Source organism: Caballeronia sp. LZ034LL, from assembly GCF_031451215.1.
Classification (GTDB): Bacteria; Pseudomonadota; Gammaproteobacteria; order Burkholderiales; family Burkholderiaceae; genus Caballeronia.
Map to the genome: position 1 here is coordinate 227,814 of NZ_JARUXR010000004.1, position 15,670 is coordinate 243,483.

At 65.1% G+C, this 15,670-nt stretch carries 16 protein-coding genes; 6 read left to right on the forward strand and 10 right to left on the reverse strand.

The genetic code is table 11. From position 1 onward, the window contains the following. Positions 1–141 precede the first annotated feature (141 nt). On the reverse strand, positions 142–696 hold the full coding sequence (locus QCE83_RS28420) for a phosphonate degradation HD-domain oxygenase (RefSeq protein ID WP_309819169.1): 555 nt from the start codon (positions 694–696) through the stop codon (positions 142–144). Between the two features lie 96 nt (positions 697–792). Here QCE83_RS28420 and QCE83_RS28425 point away from each other — a divergent pair, with 96 nt between their 5' ends. Continuing rightward, positions 793–1,101 carry a hypothetical protein gene (locus QCE83_RS28425; protein ID WP_309819171.1) on the forward strand — a complete coding sequence of 103 codons (309 nt, stop codon included), beginning with the start codon at positions 793–795 and terminating at the stop codon, positions 1,099–1,101. A 76-nt stretch (positions 1,102–1,177) separates the two neighbouring features. After that, on the forward strand, positions 1,178–1,762 hold the full coding sequence (locus QCE83_RS28430; RefSeq protein ID WP_309819173.1) for a J domain-containing protein: 585 nt from the start codon (positions 1,178–1,180) through the stop codon (positions 1,760–1,762). A 10-nt stretch (positions 1,763–1,772) separates the two neighbouring features. Here the strand turns inward: QCE83_RS28430 and QCE83_RS28435 are convergent, their stop codons facing one another. The 4 genes from QCE83_RS28435 to QCE83_RS28450 all read right to left on the reverse strand — a co-directional run bounded on the left by QCE83_RS28435 (position 1,773) and on the right by QCE83_RS28450 (position 4,748). Then, entirely contained in the window at positions 1,773–2,021 is a 249-nt protein-coding gene (locus tag QCE83_RS28435) for a hypothetical protein (protein WP_309821156.1), read from the reverse strand. A gap of 341 nt (positions 2,022–2,362) precedes the next feature. Next, positions 2,363–2,758 carry a VOC family protein gene (locus QCE83_RS28440; RefSeq protein WP_309819177.1) on the reverse strand — a complete coding sequence of 132 codons (396 nt, stop codon included), beginning with the start codon at positions 2,756–2,758 and terminating at the stop codon, positions 2,363–2,365. A 10-nt stretch (positions 2,759–2,768) separates the two neighbouring features. Next, positions 2,769–3,092, reverse strand: a complete 324-nt coding sequence (locus QCE83_RS28445; RefSeq protein WP_309819179.1) for a hypothetical protein — start codon at positions 3,090–3,092, stop codon at positions 2,769–2,771. A gap of 87 nt (positions 3,093–3,179) precedes the next feature. Next, positions 3,180–4,748, reverse strand: a complete 1,569-nt coding sequence (locus QCE83_RS28450) for a hypothetical protein (protein WP_309819181.1) — start codon at positions 4,746–4,748, stop codon at positions 3,180–3,182. Between the two features lie 357 nt (positions 4,749–5,105). Here QCE83_RS28450 and QCE83_RS28455 point away from each other — a divergent pair, with 357 nt between their 5' ends. The 3 genes from QCE83_RS28455 (at position 5,106) to QCE83_RS28465 (ending at position 9,136) form a co-directional block, all read left to right on the forward strand. After that, on the forward strand, positions 5,106–7,301 hold the full coding sequence (locus QCE83_RS28455; RefSeq protein ID WP_309821157.1) for a SulP family inorganic anion transporter: 2,196 nt from the start codon (positions 5,106–5,108) through the stop codon (positions 7,299–7,301). Between the two features lie 87 nt (positions 7,302–7,388). Then, positions 7,389–7,916, forward strand: coding sequence for a DUF3280 domain-containing protein (locus tag QCE83_RS28460; protein ID WP_309819183.1), 528 nt, complete (start codon positions 7,389–7,391; stop codon positions 7,914–7,916). A gap of 155 nt (positions 7,917–8,071) precedes the next feature. Beyond that, entirely contained in the window at positions 8,072–9,136 is a 1,065-nt protein-coding gene (locus QCE83_RS28465) for a beta-propeller fold lactonase family protein (protein ID WP_309819184.1), read from the forward strand. 53 nt (positions 9,137–9,189) lie between these two features. Here QCE83_RS28465 and QCE83_RS28470 read toward each other — a convergent pair whose 3' ends face one another. After that, positions 9,190–11,532: a TonB-dependent receptor gene (locus QCE83_RS28470; protein WP_404985773.1), complete on the reverse strand. Its 2,343-nt coding sequence runs from the start codon at positions 11,530–11,532 to the stop codon at positions 9,190–9,192. A gap of 191 nt (positions 11,533–11,723) precedes the next feature. Here QCE83_RS28470 and QCE83_RS28475 point away from each other — a divergent pair, with 191 nt between their 5' ends. Further along, positions 11,724–12,776 carry a histidine kinase gene (locus tag QCE83_RS28475; RefSeq protein ID WP_309819188.1) on the forward strand — a complete coding sequence of 351 codons (1,053 nt, stop codon included), beginning with the start codon at positions 11,724–11,726 and terminating at the stop codon, positions 12,774–12,776. On the opposite strand, the gene QCE83_RS28480 is transcribed toward QCE83_RS28475, so the two are convergent. The 4 genes from QCE83_RS28480 to pqqC are packed head-to-tail and all read right to left on the reverse strand — an operon-like array spanning position 12,686 to position 15,639. Further along, complete coding sequence (locus QCE83_RS28480; protein WP_309819190.1) at positions 12,686–13,405, reverse strand: response regulator transcription factor; 720 nt, start codon at positions 13,403–13,405, stop codon at positions 12,686–12,688. The genes QCE83_RS28475 and QCE83_RS28480 overlap by 91 nt on opposite strands. Beyond that, positions 13,402–14,598, reverse strand: a complete 1,197-nt coding sequence (pqqE, locus tag QCE83_RS28485; RefSeq protein WP_309819192.1) for a pyrroloquinoline quinone biosynthesis protein PqqE — start codon at positions 14,596–14,598, stop codon at positions 13,402–13,404. The genes QCE83_RS28480 and pqqE overlap by 4 nt, the downstream gene beginning before the upstream one ends. 4 nt (positions 14,599–14,602) lie before the next feature. Beyond that, positions 14,603–14,908 carry a pyrroloquinoline quinone biosynthesis peptide chaperone PqqD gene (gene pqqD, locus QCE83_RS28490; protein WP_309819195.1) on the reverse strand — a complete coding sequence of 102 codons (306 nt, stop codon included), beginning with the start codon at positions 14,906–14,908 and terminating at the stop codon, positions 14,603–14,605. Beyond that, entirely contained in the window at positions 14,905–15,639 is a 735-nt protein-coding gene (gene pqqC, locus QCE83_RS28495; protein WP_309821158.1) for a pyrroloquinoline-quinone synthase PqqC, read from the reverse strand. Before pqqC ends, pqqD begins: the two co-directional genes overlap by 4 nt. Between the last annotated feature and the right edge of the window lie 31 nt (positions 15,640–15,670).

Below are 15,670 nucleotides of genomic sequence, written 5' to 3' on the forward strand. Positions count from 1 at the left end.
ACGATGCCGCGCCCGGAAGAGTGCTAAAGGCTTGCTGCAAGGGTCTATGCCGGACGCCTGTCGGGCGTGGTGAGGAAAAGGGTCGCATGCCGCACAGTCTAGCGCGATAAGCGCACGGCCGTTTCCGGCCGCCGGGCGGCCTTAACCCGCGATACGCGCCACGCCGGCCACCATCTCCATGAAATGCGGCAAGCCGGGGGTGACGCGGGAGGCGTCCTTCGCTTCGTCGTCCCAGCGGCGCAGTGCGAGCGCATCCTGCGCATAGGGCCGGGCGAGGAAGGCGTGCGCGGCTTCGTCGTCGAACACGCCGCCCTGCAATTGCAGGCTGCGTACCGAATCGGCGGAGAGCCGCGCGTGATACGACGCGTCGATGGCGCAGAGGCAGCGCTTCGCATCGACGTGCAGCCGGATCGGTTCGAGCACGGCGTCCGGAAACAGCGGCCGCAGGAAAGGCAGCGCGTAATACTGATGCAGATCGTCGATGCCGCGTTCTGTCGGCGTCTCGCCCTGCTGATTGAGCAAATGGCCAAGGTCATGCAGCAAGGCGGCCACGATCAGTTCGCGGCTCGCGCCGGCCTGTTCGGCGAGCGTCGCGCTTTGCAGGGCGTGCTGCAATTGCGTGACCGGTTCGCCGCTATAGGCCATGGAGCCGTGCGTGTCGAAGAGATGCTGGATGTCGTCGAGCGTAAGAGCCATGGTTGAGCTGAGCGTTGCCGGATCAAACCCGACATCATCGCGTTGCTTCATGACACGCCGATGGCGCGTGCTGCAACGCGACAAGGAGTCCGTCCGATGCCTTTCTTTTTGCGCCGCCGTCCTGAACTCGCCGGCCTCGACTTGCGTTCGCGGCGCGAGGTGCGGCGCATCGCGTGGCACTTCGCGCAACAGCACTGGACACTGCATGCGCCTGCCTTCGCGTGGATCCTCTTCGTGCTGATGCACGTGCGCTATCACCTGGTGCCGGAGCGCCGCGACTACGTGGCGATCACGCTCGTGCTCTTCGTCGTGGCGGTGGTGAACATCCGCTGGCACATCGCGCACTATCTAAAGGCTGCGCGCGCTGTTTTCGACCGGATCGGCAGCGCTTTTCCTGTGAAATAAAGCAGCGTGCTGCGCTGCCGCATCGATGGCGAGCCCGTGTTAGGATGCTCGGCGACCCGTACTCACCGAACGCACTATGGCCACGCTATACGAAACGCTCGGCGTGAACGAGCACGCCACCGACGAAGAGATCAAACGCGCGTATCGCAAGGCCGCGATGCGCTGTCATCCGGATCGCAACGTGGGCAACGAAGCCCAAGCCCACGCGCAGTTTCACGAGATCAAGGAAGCCTACGCAATCCTCTCCGATCGCGCCCAGCGCGAGGTGTACGACCGTACGTTCGCGGAAGAGATGCGTCGCTGGGAAGAGCGGGTGCGCCAGGAAGAAGCGGAGCGCGCGGCACGCGAAGCCAAGGAACGCGAGGCGCGGGAAGCGCTGTATGCGGAGCGCGTGTCGCTGGCGATGCGCTTTGCATCGCTTGGACATAATCGCGATGTGGTGTTCGGCGTCCTGCTCGGCGCGCAATGCGATGAACCGGCGGCGCGGCAGATCGCGGACAGTGCGATTGCCCTGCATGAGTCACGTCAGCAGGGCAAGGCGGAAGTAGTCGAAGAAGACGAAGCAGCCGAGAAGAACGAAGAGAAAGAGGCGAGTGCCGCTAGCCCGGTGAATCCGCTCGGCGCGATGTGGTTTCAGTTCCTGAACAACATGCGGCTTTGAGAGGGATCGTTCACGCCGCCAGCATTTCGCCTCGCATGTTGTGTTGCCGCGGTGCGGCGGGATACACGCACCAGTGTCCGTCGTCGTGACGGAAGAAAAACAGCGCTCTCGACGCCTTTCCGTTCAACGCTTCCACACACACATAACGCCGGCCGTCGGAACGGGTGCGGCTGAACTGCCTGACTCGCACCGGCATGCTTCCGGGCGCCAGCCACTTGTCTACCTGGTAACGAAGGGACTGCTCGTTCGCGCATTTCATTTCAGTCTCCAGCACGCGGCCTTCATGATCCGGATTACGGCGTGACCTACGCCGGTCTGAACCACTCGAAAACCCTTGCCGCAACGCATCACGTTCCTCACAAAGCGCTTTAACTCTACGCCCCTCGCCCTTGAGCGGAGCCGTTTTTGCGAAATAGCAACAGAGAGCTTCAAGCGCTTCGCCCCGTTCGAGCACAAGCATCCTTACCGCCGATGAACCTATGCTCATGCAACGCGATGCCCGGATATGTACGCGAACGGTCATATGAAATGGCCGATGCGTACGCTAGCCGTCACAGGAGATACAGCGAACCGCATGCCCGAGCCAGGCGTTATCCGCCATCAAAGCGGACGCGCAAAGCTCAGTTCGTGACCGTCGGGATCGGTGAGATGGAAGTAGCGTTCGTGCCAGGGCGCATCGCGCGGTTCGAACTGCGGTTCGATGCCGTTAGCCTTGGCCCGCCGATAGAACGCGTCCACGTCGGACACATGGATGATCACGCGGCCCCAGAAGCGGATGGGCGCGTGGGTTTCGCTGGTGAGGTTGAGGTACGAGCTGCCGAGCGCGAACGAGCTGAACGTCGCGTCGCCACCGCCGTACAGCAGGCGCAGGCCGAGCGCTTCATAGAAGCGCACGGCGCGCGCCATGTCGCCGGTGGCGAGCGTGATCGCGCTCAGGCTTTCGACGCATGCATCGTCGTCTTGATGCCGGGGTGTCGGCGAGTGCGAGTCAGTCATGCGTAATGATTCATCCCGAGTGTGGATGGTGCGAGACCAGCGGCAGCACCGAAAGATCCGGATGCGTGCCGTCGATGATGCTCTTGCCGATGTGCCGCGCTTCATCGACGGCATCGGGCGCGCTCCGGTAGGCATCGTCGCCGTCGGCATGGAAATGGACCGCTTCTCCAGGCACCTCGGCATGCGCGCCGGGCCGGCACACATGGCCAATATAAACGAAGCGGTCCGCAGCGAGAGGCGGCGCATGTTCGGGCGTCGGCTTCCGTTGAGCCAGCACGTGGATCTCGAAGCCCTCGTACTGGAACACCTGCCATTGAGCGGGATCGTCAGGCATGATCGCCTCCTTGGTGTGGTTCGCTCGTCGATTCACGTTACTCCTGTTGTCGCGGCGAATCCATCAGGCATTGCCATCGCGAAAGCGTCAGCCGCCTCGCGTGTTTCTCAGCGGGATGCGGATCGGCCCGCCGATGCTGTTGAACAGCAGGTCGCCATCGGGAAGATATTCGACCACGCCATACGCGCCGTTACCGAGGTTGCCTTGCCCGAGCGAGACGCGATGCACCGTCTCACCCGTCTTCCAGTCCAGGCCGGTGATCTCCCAGCCGCTCTGCGGGTAATAGCCGTTCACGAAGACCATGCCGGATCCCGTGCTGATGCTCGGCACCATGCTGACCGACACCACGTCGCCACGCGCCCACACCGTGCGCCAGCGATGCATCCGCGGATCCCACTCGAAGCGTTCGACGCCCGACGCCGGCGGCAGCACCGGACCGAGCGCGAGCACGTCGACGAGCCTGTCCTTGTCGCGCTTCCGTGCGGCATTGTTCGCCACGAACGCGCCGTATCCGCTCACCGCCACGGATCGTCTTGACTGGATGACATCGGGAAGCTTCGCGAGTCCCGCCGTGACCGGAATCTGCCCGGCAATGCGCGCGGACGGCGCGCCGGGGATTTGCTTCCATCCGGCAGGAAGCGCGTCGCGCCAGAAGGCGACGAGATTCATGCGCGCGGCGCCGTCGGTGATGACGACCAGCTTGTCCGCATCCTGGCCGTTGCCCATCAGGGTGGGCGTCGAGCCGGTTCCCTGGCCGTGTTCGTAGGGCGCTTTCCAGGCGCCGTCGGCTTCGTCGTCGGAGAGCCGGGTGCCGGTCCAGACGAGCTTGTGCAGCATGCGGCTGGAGGCAACGTAGATGCCGCCGTGCGCGTCGATGCAGAACGAATTGCTCACCACTTCGTCCGGCGCGAAGCGCACGGTGTACGCCTGGCCTTCGAGCGAACGGTCCAGCACGCTGAGCGTGTTGGTCGACGCCACGACGAACTTGCCGTCGTACGTCATGCCCATGCCGACCAGGAACGACCGGCCGATGATCGGCGTCATGTCGATGGTCTTGAGCAGCCTGATGCCTGCTTCGGCATGCTTGTCGTCGAGCAGCCCGAACTTGCTGATCTTGCCGTTCGTGCTGTTGAAGTAGACGTGGTTGTCGCGATCGACGAGCGAGTATGCGCCGTTCACCGCACGCGTCCAGTCGACGCCATAGGCCTCGGACACCGCCTTGCGAATTTGTTCGACCGAAGTGAACGGTTGGTCGAGCACTTTGGCGTGCGTGGCTGCGGAGATGAGCCGGGTGTGCTGCGCCGGCATGCGCGCCACTTCACGCAGGCGTCCGCCGGAGATGTCGATATAGCTCACGCCTTCGCTCGATACGCCCCACATATATCCCGGCGATGTCGAGGCGAGCGTCATGACGTTCACCGGACCCGCCACGACGCGCGGGAACTTGCGCGGATCGACGGTGAACAAGCCGCGCCTGACCGGCCAGGGAAATGCGTCGCTCTGGGCGGAATCGAAATGCGTGATCGCGAGGCGGGGCGCCGCGAGATACGGATTGACGGGCGGCTGCCCCGCGGACTGGGCGGCGGCGAACCCGGCGACGCACAGCAGCGACGCCGCCAGCGCGCGGCTGGACTTGCTGAACAGGATTGACTTCATCGTTGGAAGGGAAGGCGGCGCGCGGGCCGTGACTGAGGGTGGTGCGATGCGAAACCTGCGTGACTGTCCGCTGCTCGGTCGTGGAAAACAATCGGCCGGTTCCTATAAAGCAGGTGTTCCCGTTAAAGAAGCTGAAGCAGGCGCGCCAGCCGCCAAATTGACAGTGCGCGCGTGCCTGACGGATACTTTTTTCGCTTCGCGTCTGCACGATTTTTCACTGTCGTCCGAAGCAGGCCGAGGCGCCTCGGTCGCAGGAAGCACCGCATCCGTTCCCTATTCGTCAGCCGTTTCGTTGCCCATCCTCGGGAGGGCGCCTTGAAGCCAGGCACGACCGAATCCAACGTACGCATGCACGCCATGCCGCGCCTCACCGCCCTCGCCGGCGACGTGACGGCGGGCACGGTCTCCACGCTCGTCATGCTGTGCTATGCGATGAGTCTCGGCACGCTGATCTTCAGCGCCGATCTCGCGCGCTACGCCGAACTCGGCGTCCCCACCGCGCTCGTCAGCTGCATCGTCACGGCCTTCGTCATCGCGCTCACCAGTTCGATGCGCATGAACATCGGCGGGCCGGACAGCAATGCCACCGCGTTTCTCGTCGGCGTGGCGGCGGGCGTCGCGAGCAGCGTGCGCGCGAACGGCGGCTCGCCCACGGTCATCCTGCTGACCGTGCTGGTCGCCATCGCGCTGTGTTCGCTCGTCACGGGCCTGATCCTCTTCGCCATCGGCTCCTCCAAGAAAAGCCGCTCGCTGCAATTCCTGCCCTATCCGGTGATGGGCGGCTTTCTCGCCGGCACCGGTTATCTGCTGATCGCGGGCGCGTTTCGCGTGCTGACCGGACTCACGCTCGACTGGCATACGCTGCCCATGCTCGCCCGCCTGTCGTGGCTCGCGTGGGTGCCGGCGCTGTTCGTCGGCGCGCTCGCCACGCTGCTCGCGCGCCGCTGGCGCCATGCGGCCGCGATGCCGATCACGCTCGCCATCGGCATTGCGCTTTTCTACGGGCTGCTGCACGCCGCGGGCATCTCGCCCGAGGAGGCGCGCGGCATGGGCCTGCTGCTCCAGCACGTGCCGGTGCATGCGCTGCACATACCGGAGCTGCATCTGCCGTCGACGCTCGCACACGGCGAGATCGACTGGCACGCGATCGTCGCGCATCTGCCGGAGACGCTCATCGTCACGTCGGTATCGGCGATCACGATCATCATGAATTCCACCGCGATGGGCGCGGCGACCGGACAGGACATCGACCTGAATCGCGAGATGCGCGCCGCCGGACTCGCGAACATCGCGAGCGGTCTGTTCGGCGGCATGGTGGGCTACCAGTCGTATAACCGTTCCATGCTCAACGCGCGCGCCGGCGCGACGAGCCGCGTCGCCGGCGTGTTCGCGGCGCTCGCCTGCCTGTTCGTGCTGATTGCATCGCCGGATCTCGTGTCGCTGTTTCCGGTGCCGGTGCTCGTCGGCATGCAGCTGTACATGGGCCTGCGCCTGATGATGGACTGGCTCGTCGGCGCGTATCGCAGACTCACCTGGCACGAGTATCTGCTCGTGCCGCTGATCCTCGGCGTGATCGCCTTCTATGGCGTGATTGCGGGCGTCGTCGCGGGCGTGGTGGTCGCGTGCGTGACCTTCGCGCTGCTCTATGGGCGGGCCGGCTGCGTGCGCATGGAGTTCGACGGCCGCACGCGGACGTCGAACGTCGAACGCAGCATCGAGGAAACGCGGCTGCTGATGGATCGCGGCGACGAAATCTGCGGTGTCTGCCTGCAAGGCTTCCTTTTCTTCGGCTCGGCGCATTCGATGTTGCAGCGCATCCGCGAGCGCATTCGCGGACATAAGCCGCGACCGGTCCGCTATGTCGTGCTCGACTTCGCGTGGACCAACGGCATGGATGCCTCGGTATCGCTGGCGTTCGTGAAGCTGCGCCAGGCGTGTGTCGCGATCGGCGCCGACCTCGTGCTCACGGCGTTGCCGGACGGCTCGCGCGCGCTGCTGGCGCGCACCGGGGCGCTGGCGCTCGGCATCCGCGAATTCGCGTCGCTCGACGCGGGGCTCGAATGGATCGAGGCGCAACAGCTCGCCGCCTCGACGCAGCGCGCGGCGGCCTGCGCGGCATCGTCCGACTTCCGCACGCTGCTCGCGCCGCACTTCACCGGGCGCGCGCTGGCGCAACTGGCCGAGAGGCTGGACCTGCGCGAGATCGGCGCGGGCGAGGCGCTGTTCCGGCGCGGCGATGCGGGCGATGCGCTCTATATCGTCGAGGCGGGACGGGTGACGGTGTTGCTGCCGCTGGCGGGCGGACGTTCGGTGCGGCTGCGCTCGTTCGGGCCGGGGACCATCATCGGCGAGATGGCGGTGTACACGCATGCGCCGCGCAGCGCGGACGTGGTCGCCGACGAACCCGCCCGCTTGAGGCGCATGACGCTCGCGGCGCTGAGTGCGCTGGAGCAGGACGATGCGCTGACGGCACAGGAGTGGCATCGCTTCGTCGTGAAGATGATGGCGCTGCGGCTGGCAGTGGCGGACGAGGCGCTGCGGGCGGCATCGTGAATGTGCGGCGGGCTTGATCGGCGCGCTTGCTCGACCGGCGGATGACCGGTATGTTGAACGCGGCCGCTCACCCTCGAGACCTTGACCATGATCCGCAGATTCCGCGCGCCGCTGGTGCTGCTGCTGGCGCTCTCCGCTACGGGGCTGCATGCGCAGACGGCGCGGCAGACCATCGCGATTCCCGACTGCACGCTGATCGATGACAACGCCGCCTACAACGATGCCGCCACCAATCGCGATCAGGCCGCGCGCCTCGCGATGGTCAGCGGCGCATTGCGCGACGACCTGAATCAGCGCGGCCTGTTTCAAGTCGCCGACAACGCCGGCGCGCGCGACCTGATTGCGTCGCTGCAAGGTGCGCAGGACATGAGCGCCTGCAATGGCTGCGAACTGCGCGTGGCGAAGCAGCTCGGCACCACGCGCGCGGGCGTGTGCTGGGTGCAGAAGATCAGCAATCTGATCCTCAACATCAACTTGCGTGTTGAAGACGCCGCCAGCGGCAAGACGGTGTTCCAGCGCTCGGTAGACATGCGCGGCAACACGGACCGTTCATGGCAACGCGCAGCAAGGGCGCTCGCCGATCTCGTCGCAGCCGATCCCGCCGCCACGCGCTGACGCCGCACCCGACGCCTTAATACCGCCGGGCGTGCGGAATTCGGGAGTTTCTCCCGGCCCCGGGCGTTGCCAGTGCCGCGTCGATTGGGCTAAGTTGGCCTGAGAAGGCCAAACGCACATCGTGCCGGCCAGAATTGCAACCGCTGGAGACAAACATGCAAGTCAGAATCAAGGCGGCGCGCCTTGCCTGCGCGTCGGTGCTCGCGCCATCGCTGGCCCTTGTGGCCGGCCTCGCGCAGGCCGCCGCGCCGACCGCCTACGTGACGACCGAAAACGCCGGTGTAGGCGTCATCGATCTGGACAAGCTTTCGCTCGACAAGACCTGGGACGTGGGCAAGGACGGCCCGCGCGGCCTGTCGCTGAACAAGGACGGCACGCGTCTCTATGTGGCCAACAAGGCGACCAGCGATCTCTCGGAAATCGATACTTCGACCGGCAAGGTCGTGCGCCGCGTGAAGATTGGCAAGAATCCGGAGTTCGTGCGCGTGTTCGGCGGCCATGCCTACGTGACCTACGAGCCCGGGGAAAGCGGCGGCCCGCCGAAGCCCGGCCAGCCCGAGAAAGACGATGACGACGCCAACTCGCCGCCGGCCGAGATCGCCATCGTCGATCTGAAGAGCATGAAGGTCACGCATTCGGTGAAGAGCGGCCATGAGACCGAAGGCGTCGAGTTCTCGCCGGACGGCAAGCTGATCCTCGTCACCAACGAAGGCGACGATACGGTGTCGGTGTATCGCGTCGGCACGGGCAAGCCGGTGCGCACCGTCAAGCTTCCGAAAGGCTCGCGCCCGCGCGGCATCAAGGGGACCCCGGACCACAAGGGCTATGTCGTCACGCTGGAGAACGCGAACAAGTTCGTCGTGCTCGACGGCGGCAGCCTGAAGGTCATGAAGACCGTCGATACGAAGACGGGCCCGTACGGCGTGTCGTTCGATCCGTCGGGCAAGCGCTTGCTGGTCGCCGCGTCGCGCGACAAGACCTTGCAGGTGTTCGACGGCGCCACCTACGAGCACGTGCAGGACGTGCCGGTCGGCCAGCGCTGCTGGCATTTCAGCTTCACGCCGGACGGCTCGAAGCTGCTGCTCGCCTGCGGACGTTCGAACGCGGTCTATGTGCTCGACGGCGCCGACTACAAGGAGATCAAGCAGATCGGCGACTTGCCGCTGGCATGGGGCATCGTCACGTATCCGCCGAGCGCGGGATCGATCGTCGGACGCTGAACGCTTCGTACGCAAGCAAGACGGAAACGGCCGCCCTCGAGCGGCCGTGACCATTATTTCCACGCGTAGCGCATCCCCACCCACACGCCGCGCGGCGCACCGACGCCCAGGAACTGTTCGTTCACCGTGTCGCCGCCGTTGAAGGTGTGATTCGGGCCGTTGAAGAAGTTCTCGCCGAGAATCGCAAAGTTCGCATAACGCTTGTTGAGCAGGTTCTTCACGGTGGCATACACCTGCAACTGCTTGGTGACGTTGTAGGTGGTGTCGAGATCGATCAGGAAATAGCCCGCCACGCTGCCGTTCGTATCCTGGTTGTTCTCGTCGCCGCGCGCGAAGATGTTGCTGCGGTACGTGAGATTCGTGCCGATGTTCCAGCGCGCGAACGGGTTGTAGTCGACCCGCATCTTCACCGTGTTGGCGGGAATGCCCGGGATGCGGTCGCCGGAATGCACGGTGATGTTGCCGTCGTCGTCGGCGCTCGAATTGGACGCGCTGCTTTCCGTCCAGGTCGAGCGATAGGTCGCGTTCACATAGGCATAGCTCGCCGCCACGCCCACCGGTCCCCATTGCGTGCGGCCCGCGAGTTCGAAGCCCTGGCGGCGCGTCTTGCCGACGTTCTGGAAGTAGCCGAGCGTGCTGGCCGCGCCCTGGCTGCTGACGAACTGGATGTCGTCGGACAGCGTCGTGCTGTAGGCCGCCGCGCTCCACGTCGTATGGTTGCCGAGCCGGCCGCGCGCGCCGATCTCGAAGGTGCGCGAGATGACCGGCTTCAAATCCGGGTCGGCGATGAAGTCATTGGGCAGCGAGCAGGGCGCGGCAGGATCCGCGCACGCGAGTTCGATGGCGGTCGGCGAGCGCATGCCTTCGTTGTACGTGGCATAGGCGGTGAAGGCCGGCGTCGGATTCCAGTTGAAGCCCACGGCCGGGTTGAAGCGCGAGAACGTGTGGCGGCCGTCGAGCAGCGGCTGCACACCGCTTTCATCGCCGATGGTCGCCTTCGACCAGTTATAGCGGCCCGCGAGCGTCATCGACCATTGCTCGGTGAAGGAGAAGGTGTTCTCGAAGTAGATGCCCCAGTTCTCGTTGCGCGTCTTGGCGTCGGTGGTCGGCACGAAGGGGCCGGTACCGATGGTCGCGCGGTTGTCGGTGAACTCGGCCGCCTGCTCGGCCTGCGAGAAGTGCGAATTGGCGAAGTCGCCCGCCGCGCCGAGAATCAGCTGGTTGTCATGGCCGAACAGCTTGTTGAGCAGCGTGAGCTGCAGGCTGGCGCCATAGCTGTCCGTCACGATCACGGACTGGTCGTTGAAGGCCTGGGTGAGGTCGTCGGCATCGTCGCCGTCCGGGTCGAAGTCGTCGTTGACGGTCGAGCTCACGTTCTTGTTGCGATAGTGCCGGTAGTACACGTTGCCGCTGATCTGGATATTCGGCGTGATGTAGTGCTCGGCGTTGATCGTGATATAGCCGACCTGGTTCTCGTTCGTGTCCGGGAACGTGTAGGCCTGGCGGAAGTTGTCCATGAACGAACGCGGGATGGTCTGCGAGCCGTTCAGCGTGTTGTCGGCGCCGCCCATCGATACGGAGATGGTCGTATCCGCGTCCGTATAGCGGATCTTGCCGAACGCCTGGCGCAGCTTGCTCGAATTGTGATCGGCCCAGCCGTTGTCGTTCGTGATGTTGGCGGTGAAGTAGTAGTCGAGATGATCGCCGATCACGCCGCCCTGCTCGATCTGCGCATACTTGCGCCCGAACGAGCCGAAGCCGACATCCACGTTGCCGCCCGGATTGCTGCGGCCGTTCTTGGTCTGCACCGCAATGGCGCCGCCCAGCGTGTTCAGGCCGAAGGTCGGGTTCGAACCGGGGATGATCTGCATCGTCTGGATGGCGGCCTGCGGAATCAGGTCCCAGTTGACGACATCGCCGAAGGGTTCGTTGATGCGCACGCCGTCCATGAAGACGGACAACCCTTGCGGCGTCCCGAGCAATGGCGAAGCGGTGAAGCCGCGATAGTTGATGTCGGACTGCGAGGGATTGCCTTGCGCGTCGTTGATATCGACGCTCACGACGTTCTTCTGCAGATAGTCCGTGGTGGTTTGCGAGTGCTGCGCTTCGATTTCCGAGCCGCGGATGGTCTGCACGTTCGCGGGCACTTTTTCGAGCGGCGTGCCGACGCCGACGAGCGGCGTCGTGCCCACCACCACCACGTTAGGCAACTGCACGGTCGGCGGCGCGCTTGCCGCCTCGACGGGCGCTTCGGCTGTGTCGGGGGCGGGCGGCGTCTGCGCCCATGCGGCCACCGTGATGCTGGCGAATGCGCTGCCGAACACGAGCCGCAGTCCTGCTCGGGGTTTGAACGGATGCGCGGGCGCGCGGCTGCGCGGCATGCTCTTCATCGTCATCTCCACTTGTCGTTATCGGATCCACGCGAAACCACGCGATGTCATGCGAAAGGAAGCTTCCCTTAATGAAAGCGTCGCATAAGAACCCGCGCGTGGACCGGGAGCTTTTCCCGATCGAGCAGGGAAGGGTTCCCAATCGCGTCGCGCAGGACACGACCCACTCGGCCGCCGTGCGTAGAATGGATTCCGTGATGCCGACCGAATCCCTTCCTTCGCAAACACAGGACGCCGACGGCCAGCGCGCGCTGCCTGCGTCGCGCTCTTCCGTGCGGCGCGATCTCGCGCTGGTGCTCGCGCTGACCTTCGTGGCCGGCGCGCTGTTCGCCCACTTCGACTTCAGCGAATACGCCTACCGCCTGACGCGCGGCGCCGAGCGCTTCCAGCTCGACGAACTGCCGCCGACGCTCGTCGTGCTGGCCATCGGGTGTGCGTGGTTTGCGTGGCGGCGTTATCGCGAGGCGCAGTCGGAAGTGCGGCTGCGGCGCGCGCTGGAGGAGGAGGCGGAACATCTGCTGGCCGAGAACCGCCGGCTGGCGAATCAGGCGCTCGCCGCGCAGGAAACCGAGCGTCGCCACCTCGCGCGCGAACTGCACGACGAGCTGGGCCAGTACCTCAATGCCATGTCGCTCGATGCAGGGCGTATCCGCGATCTGTCGGCCGGACGTGAAATGGAGATACACCGGCTGGCGCAGTCGCTGATGCAAAACGCGACGCACGTGTACCGCGAGATCGGCGGGATGATTCGCAAGCTGCGGCCGAGCGGACTCGACGAATTCGGCCTGCCCACGGCGCTCGAACATTGCGTCGACGGCTGGCGCGAGCGTCTGCCGGATGCACGTTTCACGCTGGCCGTGGACGGCGACTTCGACAACCTGAGCGATGCGCTCAACATCACGCTGTACCGGCTGGTGCAGGAAGGCTTGACGAACGTGTCGAAGTTCGCGCGCGGCGCGCGGGTGGAGATCTACCTGGCGCGCGCGCCGGAAGAGATCGTCGTGACGATGGCCGACGACGGCCCCGGCGTCGATCTCGCGAAGCCGCGCAAGGGGCTGGGCCTGATCGGCATGCGCGAGCGCGTCGAGGCGCTCGGCGGTGCGTTACAGATTGCGAGCGAGCCCGGCTCAGGCTTTCTGTTCTGCGCGCGCGTGCCGGCTCAGGCGGGGCTGCCGTTGCCCGTGACCGGTGCGAACGATGCGAGCGAAGCCAGCGACGCTTCCGCCGACGAAGCGAAATCGGCGAAGTGAAGCCCCAGCCGGTTGGCGATCTGCGCGAGCTGCACGCCGTTGTCCACGCCGAACTTCTGGCGGATCACCGACTGATGATTTGCCACTGTCTTCTGGCTCAGCCCGAGCTTCTCCGCGATGCTCGTGAGCGTATAGCCCTGTACGAGCAGACGCAGCACTTCGAACTCGCGCGCTGATAACTGACGTCCCGGCGGCCCTTCCTGGATCGTGGCGCGCAAGGCCAGCGCCTGTGAGATATCCGGGCTCAGATAGCACACGCGCCGCGCCACCGAACGCACCGCTTCGACGAGTACGTCGGGCGCGCTGGCCTTGGTCACGTAGCCGCGCGCGCCGGCATCGAGTGCGCGGCGCACGAAGATCGCTTCTTCATGCACGCTGAAGATCAGCACATGCGCGTGCGGCTCGCGCGCCAGCATGCGGCGCATCGCCTCGATGCCGCTCGCGCCGGGCAGCGCGAGATCCATCACGACGACATCCGGCTGCAACGCACAGAACTTCTGATAAGCCTCGGCGGCGTTCGCGGCCTCGCCCGCGACGTTCACATCGGGGCTCAGTTCGAGCAGACGCTTGTAACCTTCGCGGACGACAGCATGGTCGTCCACCAGCAGCACGGAGATATCGGCAGTCATGGCGTGTCTTCTCCTTCTTCTGAACCACTTGCGCGGGCTTGCGCCGCGATGCGCCGGGAATTCGCATCGTTGCGGAAGACGATGGGTTGCTCCTGCGGTTCCTGCCTGATTGATGCTGCGCGCACGACTTCGATGACGCGCTCGTGATGCGGAGACTTGTCGCAGACCGGGTCCGCATTCGCGGGGTCTTGAGTGAGCAGATAGGCCTGACAGCGGCAGCCGCCCATGTCGATGGACTTCTCGTCGCAACTGCGGCACGGCTCCTTCATCCAGCCGAAGCCGCGAAAGCGGTTGAAGGCGTCGCTCTCGTACCAGATGTCCTTGAGCGGCGTCTCGGTCACGTTCGGGAACATGAGGCCCGGCAGCGAGCGCGCCGTGTGGCACGGCAGCGCTGCGCCGTCGGGCGCGATGCCGAGGAACACCGAGCCCCAGCCGTTCATGCAGCGTTTGGGGCGGCGCTCGTAGTAATCGGGCACGACGAAGAAGATCTTGCAGCGATCGCCGATCTCCTGCCGATAACGCTCCACCACCGCTTCGGCTTCGTCGAGCTGTTCCTTGGTCGGCATGAGCTGCGCGCGGTTCGCGTGCGCCCAGCCGTAGTACTGCGTGTTCGCGAGTTCGAGATATTCGGCGCCCATGGCAAGCGCCATGTCGATGATGCGGCCGATGTGCGGCAGGTTATAGCGATGCAGCACGCAGTTCAGCACCATCGGAAAGCCATGCGCCTTGATGAGGGTCGCGACGCGCTTCTTGTAGTCGAAGGTCTTGGTGCTCGAGAGAAAGTCGTTGAGCTCCTGCGATGAGTCCTGGAACGACAGCTGGATGTGGTCGAGCCCGGCCTCCTGCAACGCGCCGATGCGCTTCTCCGTCAGCCCGATGCCCGACGTGATGAGGTTCGTATAGAACCCCAGCTTGCGCGCTTCGGCGACGAGTGTTTCGAGATCGTCGCGCAGCAGCGGCTCGCCGCCGGAGAAGCCGAGTTGCGCCGCGCCCAGCGCGCGCGCCTGGCGCAGCACGTCGAGCCATTGGGCGGTGTCGAGTTCGCGCGTGTGGTCGGCGTAGTTCACCGGGTTGTAGCAGAACACGCAGTGCAGCGGACAGCGATAGGTCAGCTCGGCGAGCAGCCACAAGGGCGGCGCGATGGGCGTGCCTTCGTGCTCGGGCCGAGCGATCGGTTCGGACAGGTCGGTCATGACGCTACTCCAGCCAGCCTCGCGCACGCGCGCCGGCGATGAACGCACGCACGTCGTCGCCGAGGTTGCTGGCGTTGAACGCCGCCTCCAGGTCCGCGACGAGCGCGGGAATGTCGCGCGTGCCGTCGCAGCGCAGAAGGATCTGCGCGGCGCTTTGATTGAGCTTCACCATGCCTTCGGGATAAAGCAGCACGTGCGCGTCCTGCGCCGGTTCCCACTGCAGACGGAACAGGCGTTTTAGTTGCGGACGCAACGAATCGTCCGGCGCTTCGACGGCTTCCTGCCTGCGTTGCGTTGGGCTGTCGCTCATTGCGGAAAGGCCTTTTCGATGGAATCGAGCATGGTCCAGAGGATGTCGAGCTTGAACTGCAGGATGTCGAGCGCGCGCTGCTGTTCGCGGCGCGTCGTGAAATGCGTGAGCGTCACTTCGAGCCCGTGCTCGACATCGCGCTGCGCCAGCGACACGCGCGAACGGAAGTACGCGAGCCCGTCAGGCTCGATCCAGGTGTAATGCGCGGGCCAGGTCGCGAGGCGGTCCTTGTGGATCTGCGGCGCGAACATCTCGGTCAGCGACGAGCACACGGATTCCTGCCACGGCGCACGCCGCGCGAAGTTCACGTACGCATCGACGGCGAAGCGCACGCCCGGCGTCACGAGTTTGAGCGACCATAAATCGTCGCGCGAGAGGCCGACTGCATCGCCGAGCCGCGCCCAGGCCTCGATGCCGCCGGGCTGGTCTTCATAACCGTCGTGATCGAGAATGCGCAGCACCCAGCGGCGCCGCGTGTCGCGGTCGGGGCAGTTCGACATGACCGCCGCATCCTTCAGCGGAATGTTGATCTGATAGTAGAAGCGGTTCGCGACCCAGCCGCGGATCTGTTCCTTCGAACAGCCGCCGCCGTTCATCTTCACGTTGAACGGATGATGGATGTGATACGCCGTGCCCTTCGCGCGCAGTTGCGCCTCGAACTCCTCGCGCGTCCACGCGGGTCCGTCTTCGGTCACTTTAGTGAAGACGGGGCCGGTGGTCGGGTTCAGCATCGGATCGAACATCAAACGGTCTCCAGTGCGT

Bases quoted from the DNA above. Each gene is read 5' to 3' on its own strand.
- QCE83_RS28420 (WP_309819169.1), bottom strand. From the start codon at position 696: ATGGCTCTTACGCTCGACGACATCCAGCATCTCTTCGACACGCACGGC.
- QCE83_RS28425 (WP_309819171.1), top strand. From the start codon at position 793: ATGCCTTTCTTTTTGCGCCGCCGTCCTGAACTCGCCGGCCTCGACTTG.
- QCE83_RS28430 (WP_309819173.1), top strand. From the start codon at position 1,178: ATGGCCACGCTATACGAAACGCTCGGCGTGAACGAGCACGCCACCGAC.
- QCE83_RS28435 (WP_309821156.1), bottom strand. From the start codon at position 2,021: ATGAAATGCGCGAACGAGCAGTCCCTTCGTTACCAGGTAGACAAGTGG.
- QCE83_RS28440 (WP_309819177.1), bottom strand. From the start codon at position 2,758: ATGACTGACTCGCACTCGCCGACACCCCGGCATCAAGACGACGATGCA.
- QCE83_RS28445 (WP_309819179.1), bottom strand. From the start codon at position 3,092: ATGCCTGACGATCCCGCTCAATGGCAGGTGTTCCAGTACGAGGGCTTC.
- QCE83_RS28450 (WP_309819181.1), bottom strand. From the start codon at position 4,748: ATGAAGTCAATCCTGTTCAGCAAGTCCAGCCGCGCGCTGGCGGCGTCG.
- QCE83_RS28455 (WP_309821157.1), top strand. From the start codon at position 5,106: ATGCCGCGCCTCACCGCCCTCGCCGGCGACGTGACGGCGGGCACGGTC.
- QCE83_RS28460 (WP_309819183.1), top strand. From the start codon at position 7,389: ATGATCCGCAGATTCCGCGCGCCGCTGGTGCTGCTGCTGGCGCTCTCC.
- QCE83_RS28465 (WP_309819184.1), top strand. From the start codon at position 8,072: ATGCAAGTCAGAATCAAGGCGGCGCGCCTTGCCTGCGCGTCGGTGCTC.
- QCE83_RS28470 (WP_404985773.1), bottom strand. From the start codon at position 11,532: ATGACGATGAAGAGCATGCCGCGCAGCCGCGCGCCCGCGCATCCGTTC.
- QCE83_RS28475 (WP_309819188.1), top strand. From the start codon at position 11,724: ATGCCGACCGAATCCCTTCCTTCGCAAACACAGGACGCCGACGGCCAG.
- QCE83_RS28480 (WP_309819190.1), bottom strand. From the start codon at position 13,405: ATGACTGCCGATATCTCCGTGCTGCTGGTGGACGACCATGCTGTCGTC.
- pqqE (WP_309819192.1), bottom strand. From the start codon at position 14,598: ATGACCGACCTGTCCGAACCGATCGCTCGGCCCGAGCACGAAGGCACG.
- pqqD (WP_309819195.1), bottom strand. From the start codon at position 14,908: ATGAGCGACAGCCCAACGCAACGCAGGCAGGAAGCCGTCGAAGCGCCG.
- pqqC (WP_309821158.1), bottom strand. From the start codon at position 15,639: ATGCTGAACCCGACCACCGGCCCCGTCTTCACTAAAGTGACCGAAGAC.